The sequence below is a fragment of the Nocardioides furvisabuli genome (assembly GCF_021083185.1).
GTDB classification, from domain to species: Bacteria; Actinomycetota; Actinomycetes; order Propionibacteriales; family Nocardioidaceae; genus Nocardioides; species Nocardioides furvisabuli.
Genome location: NZ_JAIGQB010000017.1, coordinates 1 through 8,125 on the forward strand (window position 1 = coordinate 1; position 8,125 = coordinate 8,125).

8 protein-coding genes are annotated in these 8,125 nt (G+C 66.4%); 7 read left to right on the plus strand and 1 reads right to left on the minus strand.

The window, feature by feature from the left end; translation table 11 throughout:
• The first annotated feature begins 76 nt into the window (after positions 1–76).
• The 7 genes from K4G59_RS19580 (at position 77) to K4G59_RS19610 (ending at position 7,330) form a co-directional block, all read left to right on the plus strand.
• A complete protein-coding gene (locus tag K4G59_RS19580; protein WP_231252747.1) occupies positions 77–3,175 on the plus strand; it encodes a LysM peptidoglycan-binding domain-containing protein in 3,099 nt (1,032 codons plus the stop codon).
• Between the two features lie 156 nt (positions 3,176–3,331).
• Positions 3,332–3,754, plus strand: a complete 423-nt coding sequence (locus K4G59_RS19585; protein ID WP_231252748.1) for a hypothetical protein — start codon at positions 3,332–3,334, stop codon at positions 3,752–3,754.
• A gap of 318 nt (positions 3,755–4,072) precedes the next feature.
• Positions 4,073–4,876, plus strand: a complete 804-nt coding sequence (locus K4G59_RS19590; RefSeq protein ID WP_231252749.1) for an AbiTii domain-containing protein — start codon at positions 4,073–4,075, stop codon at positions 4,874–4,876.
• Between the two features lie 227 nt (positions 4,877–5,103).
• Positions 5,104–5,442 carry a hypothetical protein gene (locus K4G59_RS19595; protein ID WP_231252750.1) on the plus strand — a complete coding sequence of 113 codons (339 nt, stop codon included), beginning with the start codon at positions 5,104–5,106 and terminating at the stop codon, positions 5,440–5,442.
• Positions 5,443–5,708: 266 nt separating this feature from the next.
• Positions 5,709–5,969: a hypothetical protein gene (locus tag K4G59_RS19600; RefSeq protein WP_231252751.1), complete on the plus strand. Its 261-nt coding sequence runs from the start codon at positions 5,709–5,711 to the stop codon at positions 5,967–5,969.
• The gene (locus K4G59_RS19605) at positions 5,966–6,304 is read left to right on the plus strand and encodes a hypothetical protein (protein WP_231252752.1); all 339 of its coding nucleotides are present in this window, start codon (positions 5,966–5,968) and stop codon (positions 6,302–6,304) included. Before K4G59_RS19600 ends, K4G59_RS19605 begins: the two co-directional genes overlap by 4 nt.
• A gap of 411 nt (positions 6,305–6,715) precedes the next feature.
• Positions 6,716–7,330: a hypothetical protein gene (locus K4G59_RS19610; RefSeq protein ID WP_231252753.1), complete on the plus strand. Its 615-nt coding sequence runs from the start codon at positions 6,716–6,718 to the stop codon at positions 7,328–7,330.
• Between the two features lie 93 nt (positions 7,331–7,423).
• Here the strand turns inward: K4G59_RS19610 and K4G59_RS19615 are convergent, their stop codons facing one another.
• Positions 7,424–7,582: a hypothetical protein gene (locus tag K4G59_RS19615; protein WP_231252754.1), complete on the minus strand. Its 159-nt coding sequence runs from the start codon at positions 7,580–7,582 to the stop codon at positions 7,424–7,426.
• Between the last annotated feature and the right edge of the window lie 543 nt (positions 7,583–8,125).

Consider the following 8,125-nt stretch of genomic DNA (forward strand, 5'->3'; position numbering starts at 1 on the left):
TCATCGGCCTCGGCGGCCTGCCCGTCACCGGTGAGGCCTCGGCACGACTGATCCGCACCGTCGCAGGGAGCGAACAATGACCCCGTCCACGCTTCGCCAGAGACTCCAGGGACTTGCGGCCACGCTGATCGTCCTGATCCTCGTGATCGGCATGCCGCTCATGCTGATCGCGATCGGCGCCCACCCGTGGGACATCGAGCTCAACGAGCTGAGACTGTTGCTGTCCCGCCCGGATGACGGCACCCTTGCCCTCACCGTCATAGCCGCGGCCGCGTGGACGGCGTGGATCGTCGTCGCAGTCTCGGTCGTCGTCGAAGCCCTCGCCCTCATACGCGGAGTGCCGGCCCCGTCGCTTCCCGGGCTCAGCCTCCCGCAGCACGGTGCCAGCCAACTCGTCGCTGTGGCCGCGCTGTTGTTCATCGCAAGTCCGACAGTTTCCTTGGCGGTCTCGCCTGCGCCCGTCCACGCGGCCTCCGCGGCGCCCGTCCCGCACACGCTGCGCTTGGTGTCCGCCGACACTGCGCCCGTCCTCGCCGAGTCAGCACCCGCCCCCACCGGCATCTCGGCAGCTCCAACGCCGGTGATCATCGACTACACCGTCAAACGGGGCGACAGCTTGTGGCGGATTGCCGAACGCATGCTCGGCGAGGGCGGGCGCTACACCGAGATCGTCGAGCTGAATCGCGAGGTCCTCCACGGGCGCCCCGACTTCATCGTCGCTGGCACTGTGCTCAAGGTCCCTCACGAAGCGGACTCCTCTGCCGCCGACCAGCCGGTAGAGGAGTACGAGGTGCAACCCGGTGACACGCTCTCCGAGATCGCTGAAACGCAACTGGGTGACCCGCTGCGCTACCCGGACCTGTTCGAGGCATCGCGCGACACGATCCAGCACAACGGGGCACACCTGACGGACCCCAACCTGATCAGGCCCGGCTGGACGATCACGATCCCCGACACCACGCATCGCGGCGGCAAAACCGGGGCACCTCAAGACCAAGTACCAGAAGTCGTCGTCCCCCCGCAGGTGCAGCCCACCCCTGAAGTCGACCCGACCCGTGCAGCTGTGCCGGAGCCCGACCCGACGCCTGCGGCGAAGGCGACGTCCCCAGCGGTCGACGAGATCGCTACCCCCTGGCTGCTGCCGGGCCTCACGGGCGCCGGAGCGTTACTCGCCGGTCTGGTCCTGCTCGCGGTGCGCGCCCACCGCAACACGCAACTCCGCTACCGCCGCCCCGGCCAGACCGTGGCCGCTCCCCCGCCAGAGCTGCGCGCCGTCGAGAAGACAGCGATGCACGCGGGAGCCCGGATGACAGCAACCATCAAGCAGCTCGACCAGGCATTACGTGCGCTCGCCGCCGACACGGCGGCTGCAGGGCTCGCCATCCCACGCCTGGTGCGGGCGGTCCTCGCCGACGACACGGTCACACTCCATCTTGCTGAGGACTCCGAGCTCCCTGCTCCGTGGGCGGGCGCCGGCGAGGTCTGGTCGACACGGTTGGGCGCGGAGGGGCCGACGACTGACATGCTCGCCCCGTACCCCCTGCTCGTCTCAATCGGCCAGGACGAAGCCGGCGGACTCCACCTCCTGAATCTGGAGTCGTTCAGTGTGGCAAGCCTGAGCGGTGGCACCGACGCTGCAACTTCTCTCGCACGCCATGTCGCTGCGGAACTGGCACTGAACCCGTGGTCGGTGCTCGTGAACGTCAACGTCATCGGCTTCGGGCAGGAACTGGCCGAGCTCGACACCCTGCGCCTTCATCACCACGACAACGGGGACAAGGTCATCGCCTCGATCGCCGAGAACCTCGCCGCCGCCCAGGAACCGGGCACCGGTGAGCCCGATCCGTTCTGGGCAGTTATCACCACCGGCGACCGTGCGAGCGACCTCGCGATGCTGCTGACTGCCCCTGCGACCGCTCGACTGGGCGCTGCCCTCTTTACCGTCAACGCGCCCGTCCCTGGATCGCTCGTCATGGAGGTGGACAGCCGCGGACGCCTGCTCGCGCCCGCCCTAGGCCTGGACCTACAAGCCGCCGGTCTTACCGTCGCCGAAGCTTCTGCGTGCGCAGCGATCGTCGATCTCACCCGCGAGAGCGAAGCGATACGCATCCCCACGACCACCTCGGCCGCGGACGGGTGGCGGGCACTGACAGATCACGCAGGAGCTGTTCGCTCCGACCTGGCAGGGGGCCGCGAGGCTCAGGGAGCCAGCGAAGGCTCGCTTTTGCCACGACCGATCGAGGAGTACCTCGACGCGGCCGCCACGACGGCGGAGGACGTCGTCAAGCTCGCTCCGGTTGTTCCGGCACAGGTGCGCAGGCAGGTCGAGCAGTCCGACCCCACCCTGGATCAGGACGTTGCCGACTGGTTCGACAGCAAAAGCGTCCGTCCCCGGTTGATTCTGCTGGGACCGGTCAGCGCTCGCGCGTACGGTGTGGTCGCCCCGGCGATCGCCAAGCGCAGGCCCTACTTCGTCGAGCTGCTCGCCTTCCTGGCCCTGCACCCCGAAGGCGTCACCGGCACTGCAGTGGCAGATGCCTTCTCGATCGCAGGCTCGCGAGCAAGAACTGACCTGGGCTCCCTGCGTGCCTGGCTGGGAGACAACCAACGGACAGGTCGCGAATACCTGCCGCCGGCAAACGACTCCCCGACCTTCCGAAAGACCGGTGTCAAGGCCTACCAGGTCCAAGACGTGCTGGTCGACCTCGACCTCTTCCGCCGACTGCGTGCCCGAGGCGAAGCCCGCGGCGCAGAGGGCATCAGCGACCTCGAGACCGCGCTGAGCCTGGTCGCTGGCGTGCCTTTTAGTCACCTGCGCGAGCGGGGATGGAGCTGGTTGCTCGACGACGAACGCCTTCACGAAACGATCGGCTGCGCGATCGTCGACACAGCGCACGTCATCGTCATCGACGCACTCGCGAGGGGCGACCTGGCAACGGCCCGAGAGGCTGCGGAGACCGCGTGCAAAGCAGCGCCGTACGACGACATCTGCCGCCTCGACCTGGTGAAGGTGACCGACGTCGAGGGGCACGTGGATGCCGCTGACCGCATGCTGGTCGACGATGTCCTCAACCGAGCAGACGACTACATGCCGCCAGTCGACCTGCCTGAGAGAACTCGAGACGTGGCCTCCTACCAAGGCTGGACCTCCCGGCGGCCGTCCGGGAGCAACTGATGGCGTAGTGGTCCGTCGACGCTGTCGCAGGAACACTGAAGGGACGGACCGCTCGGCACGCGGATGGCTGAGGGGCGGCGCCTTCCCGGACCTGAGAGCGCAAGCCCTGTCCGATTTGCCTACCTTCGGACGAGGAAACGCGGCTACTCTGCGACCGTGTCCGACCCCCAGTGGGTGACGCAGCGCCAGGCAGCCGCGCTCCTGGGCGTGCACCCGAGCCTGATCCCCAAGATGCTGCGCCGCGGCGACTTGAAATCGCGGGTGCAGGCGCCGTCGCTATCGCATAGCGAGGTCCTCAGTCTCGCCGAGGCCCGGGCGGCAGAGACTGCGAAACTGGAAGCTCGGCGTGCTCGGCGTGCTGCGAAGGCGTCGGGCCCTCGACCGCCCGACGAGGAGCATGAGTGGCTGCTCGCGCCGTCGGCCGCGGCTGTGCTGGGCTGCACTGAGATCGCACTGGGCGGAAGGGCCGCTCGCGGTCAGGTGCCCTACGTGGTGCATGGCGGACGCCGCTGGTTCCGCCTCGACCAGATTGAGCTACAAGTTCGATCCGAGGTAGCGCAGCGCACCCGTCGTCCATGATGAAGCTCTCTAAGTCGGCGTGCATAGGCCCTGGTCGAGCCACATCTGGGCACACAATTGGAGCAGCGCTGCGACGCGTGAAGTGAGGGTGCCCTGCTGCGGTAGCGGACGCGTCCCTCACGCGGCGGAAGGACGCAAGTCCGGACTCGGGGACGGTGCAACTCGCCCGGGGCAGTGTGGCGGTCCCACGACCAACGTCGAGAGGTGAGCGCGTTAACTCGAGGCTCAACCGCGTCAGGTACGACCAACCCGCCGAGACGTCGGCAGGGTGTCTGTGGTGCTAGCTAGTGTCGACCTCGACAGGTCGAGGAGGTCACGATGCGCGCGCAGGCTGGACTATTGGCAAGGATTGAGCAGGACGCCCTAGACGGGAAGTCGTCGCTCTCTGATCTGCTACGCCTGTGCATCACCTTGGGTGGTCAGGCTCAGTCGACGGACCTGCGCGATTGGGCTCGTCGAGAGCTTGAGGGGTACAGCGGCACAACAGTTGAGATGCCCAAATATCGGCGCGTGGCTGCCCCGTTGCTGGCAGACGGATTTTCGGGACGTCTCGCGTTCGCCGGAAAGCAGTTGTCAGTCATGGACCTGCCAGACTTTGCCCGCGACGACCTCGCAAACGGGCTGGTGATCGACTTCGGTGTTGCCCAGCTTGAGAAGCACGCCAAACAGAGCGAATCAGCGCGCTTGCAGCCGTCAGGCCTCGACCTGCTCGCGCACTTTATGAATCGCAGTCCGGAGTACTCGGCCCGGTTTGAGCGCATCTACTACGACGTCAGTCCTCACGTCTTCGATTCCATCGTCGACTCGGTGCGTACGACGCTCTTGTCGATGGTTGCCGAGCTGCGCGGCGCGGGGGTGCGCGATGGTGACGTACCAAGCAAAGAAGTCGCAGACCAAGCAGTCCAAGTGGTCATCTATGGCGCCAAGCGCAACAGCGTGATTATCAACAGCCCTCGCGCCGTTGGCGCCGGATCCACGGCTGTAGTCCAAGGCTCTTCTCTCCCGGAGAGTCCCGCAGTTCCTGCTTGGATTCGAGGTCCATGGGGCGCTGCGGTGGGAGTCGCGACGATCGCAGCGGCATACGCCGCGTTTGCCGTTGGGTTGGGATGGCCCCCTTTCTAGGTCCACCACCGCAGGCGCCATCACTGTTGCAGCGCGACTGGCTGTGGGCGCGGGTAGCGCCGCCGGCGGATGTCGGCGCAGCTAGGCGTCGGAATGGGCAGTGAGCTATGAGTTAAAGCTAATCGCTCGGCTGCGGCTGACGGCTGCGAAACTCGGGCGATGTTCACGGGCATGGCAAGTTCGAGAGGAGCCCAATCGACATCGTCTTGATCTATAGGGTTGATGCCATGAAGAGCCTTCAGCTGGAGCGGTTCTACCCAGCGCCCCCCGATGTTGTCTACTCAGCGCTCGTAGAGGCTGCAGGAGGTCGACGTGGGCGACCTGTGCGGGTACGCAAGACGGATACCTATACGCGCACCGTGTCAGGCAAGTTGCGTTCGGGCGCGTTCGGCACCCGCGGCGATGTCGTTTGCCAGGTGATCCCTTCCGACGGTGGCTCAACTATCCGGATCACGCCCAATCACGTCGCTTCAGAGTTCCTCGTGCCGAACCTGACGCCACGTGCGCAGGCCCGGCGACTCGAGGGGCTATTCGACAAGGTGAGCGCGGTGTTGCAGGACGGGTAAGCCGGCACGCGGCGGAAAGACGCGACCTAACGGCCAGATGACTAACGAGCGCGATCATGCGGGCATCCCGCAAGGGGCAGGGTGCCGCAGGACGGGCCCGCGATGATGCGAAACATGGCTGTCGGCAAAGTGTTCATGCGCATGTAAGTGAGCGGGCCGGTGGAGGACGTCGTCGCAGTCCTTCTTGCGCGGTCTGGGGAGACCCATGTGTTCTGTCGGTGGGGCGCCCTATCTTGTGGACACCTACTACGGAGGAGCGCCCGAGAATGACCAAGAACCGTGTCCGCATTGATGAGGCCGCGTTGCAGCGCGCTATTCAGCCCGGCATCGACCGCATCCAGGACCAGATGAACGAGCAGCTCCGTACCGCTATCGCTCAGGTCCGCGACGAGATGCAGGGCCAGCCGGCGGACGAGGTCTTTGACGTTCTCGTGCAGCGGTTGGAGGCTGACGTTCCCGGCTTCAAGGTCAACGAGCAGGCGATGCGGGGAGTGGCTACCGAGATCGAGGCAGGGACGCTTTCGTGACCGGGCAGATGGACCGCATCGCCGGCTTGTTGGCGCCCTGGGCGTCGGAGAAGCCGGCGTGGACGATCACTGGCAACCCCTTCGTCGTCAAGCTCGATGCCTCCTCGGCCGAGACTTTCGGGTCCGCGTCAGAGGCATGTGACGCTGCGATCGCCTTTGCTGAGTCGCTGGTCGACAAGCAGACCGCGCTCGCGAATCGAGTGGAGGTGGGCGCGAAGTGCAGCCCCATCGACTGGGACGCACCTGGCGGCTGGCAAGCAAGCGTTAGCGTGGTGCTGTCCGACCGAGCCCTGTTGACCGAGGCCGGCGGCAACCACGAGGTCACCCTCAGCTGAACGGTGCCGGACTAACGTCCTTCGGACGTGCGAAGAGGCGGGCGCGTGGCCGGGCACGCAAAAGACCGGGAAGTCGTCTGCACGTGGAGATACTTCACCCGCTGGCACAGAGTGCGGGCGTTCGGATCTGGACCGTTAGGTCTCGTGGTCGGCCAAGGCAGCGAGGGAGTGGAGCCCGCGGACGGTGGCGGCGGTGTCGGCGTAGCGGTCGTCCTCGCTGAGGTACTTGATCCATCGGGGTGCCTCGAGGTCGATGCCGCGGTGTCGAGGGCGTAGAGGCGGGAGGCGGGGTTCGACTGGTAGCCGGCGCGGGCGCCCTCCTCTGCGGCAGCGGAGGGGAGGTCGTTGGCCCACAGTTGGGCGAGAAGGGTGGGGCCGACGCAGGCCGTGTCGTGCTCGCGGGGTGGTGGAGTGGCTGAGCTCGTCGACGAGGTCGGCGAGCGAGTGGCGGCGGGGGTGCTCGATCACGCGTTCTCGAGCGGTGGTCGGTGGGGGCGGCTACGGTCCGCGTTCATGGGCGAAGTGTGGAAAGCGGTTGTCGGGTTGCTAATTAGCGGCATCCCGCTTCTCGCGGTCCAGGTGGGCGGCCGACGGGGGCTTTTGCGTCGAGCCATCCGTGAGGACCTCGAGCTGATCAAGCTGCTCCACGACGAGCACTCAGCGGTACGCGACCGGCTGCAACGGCGGGTAACGGCCAGGCTGGAGCAGTACGAACCAGCCGACCACGCGAAGGCCCGGCGGCGCCGCGGTCGGATACTGGCGACAGTTGAGGGCGTTGTGCTGGTGACCCTCGCCGTCGTGATCTTGACGGTGTTCGATGTCTCGTCCGGCCTCGCGAGCGGTTGGATCGGCGCCGGCCTCGGGGTTGTCGGCGCTGTTACCCACCTGTTTGTGACGAGCAAGTTGGACCGTCGAGAACAGGATCGAGCCGTCGCCACCCTAGAAGCTGCTCTGCCGGGATTGACTAGCGACATCACGGGGAAGGTGACACCGCCTGCTTACGTGGAGGACGCGCAGCCGAGGTAGACGACGTCACTCATGCCGCACCTCCGCCGACGACCAGGCCAGGCAGCACGTCGCCACCCAGCCGCCGAAGCTCGTCCGGCACCACCTGCAACGCTAGCGACCGTCGCTGAGCTCGAGCCGGTTGAGCACGGACCGGATCACCGCCGCCCGCTGCTGACCTGCCGACTCCGCGAGACGGACGCGGCGCTCCTGGATCCGGACGTCGACACACGTCATCGCGACCTTCGCCAGCCGGTCCGCTCCTCCTGCCACAGCCAGACGAACACAGGGCGGGGGTCAGAGGTGAAGCGGCATTATCTTCGACTCTCGGTAGGGGATAACGAGGATGAGTGCGGCGCCTCCGCCTCGTCCGGTTTCGACGGTTCCGGACGACGTGACCCTCGGTGAGGAGCATGTGGAGCGGTTGGCGGATGTGCTTGGCATTGTCGCGAATAGCCGCTGACAGGCGGCGGGATGACTCACAGCTCGCCCCCTCCGAAACTCGCCCGGGGTCGTGACGCCTGAGAATGTTGTGGCCGGAACTGTCCGCCTGAAGGAAGAGTGATCGCTAGGCGAGCTCGCCTCTCCGAATGTCGGCGGCATGACGTTACCCCTCGCGACCAGGCCGATCGCCAGTTCGAGTAGCAACTTTCGGTCCCTGGAATCCGAACATCGTCGTCACAACGGCCTGTCGCGTGCCGGGTCTGATGGAGGCTCTCATTCCACGGAAGGATGAGAGTCATGGCAGCACCGAGGAAGTACCCCGAGGAGCTTCGGGAGCGGGCGATCCGGATGGCGGTCGATCTGCGGCGTGAC

Excerpts from the sequence above, each read along its gene's own strand:
- K4G59_RS19590 (WP_231252749.1), top strand. The coding sequence starts at position 4,073 with ATGCGCGCGCAGGCTGGACTATTGGCAAGGATTGAGCAGGACGCCCTA.
- K4G59_RS19580 (WP_231252747.1), top strand. The coding sequence starts at position 77 with ATGACCCCGTCCACGCTTCGCCAGAGACTCCAGGGACTTGCGGCCACG.
- K4G59_RS19595 (WP_231252750.1), top strand. The coding sequence starts at position 5,104 with ATGAAGAGCCTTCAGCTGGAGCGGTTCTACCCAGCGCCCCCCGATGTT.
- K4G59_RS19600 (WP_231252751.1), top strand. The coding sequence starts at position 5,709 with ATGACCAAGAACCGTGTCCGCATTGATGAGGCCGCGTTGCAGCGCGCT.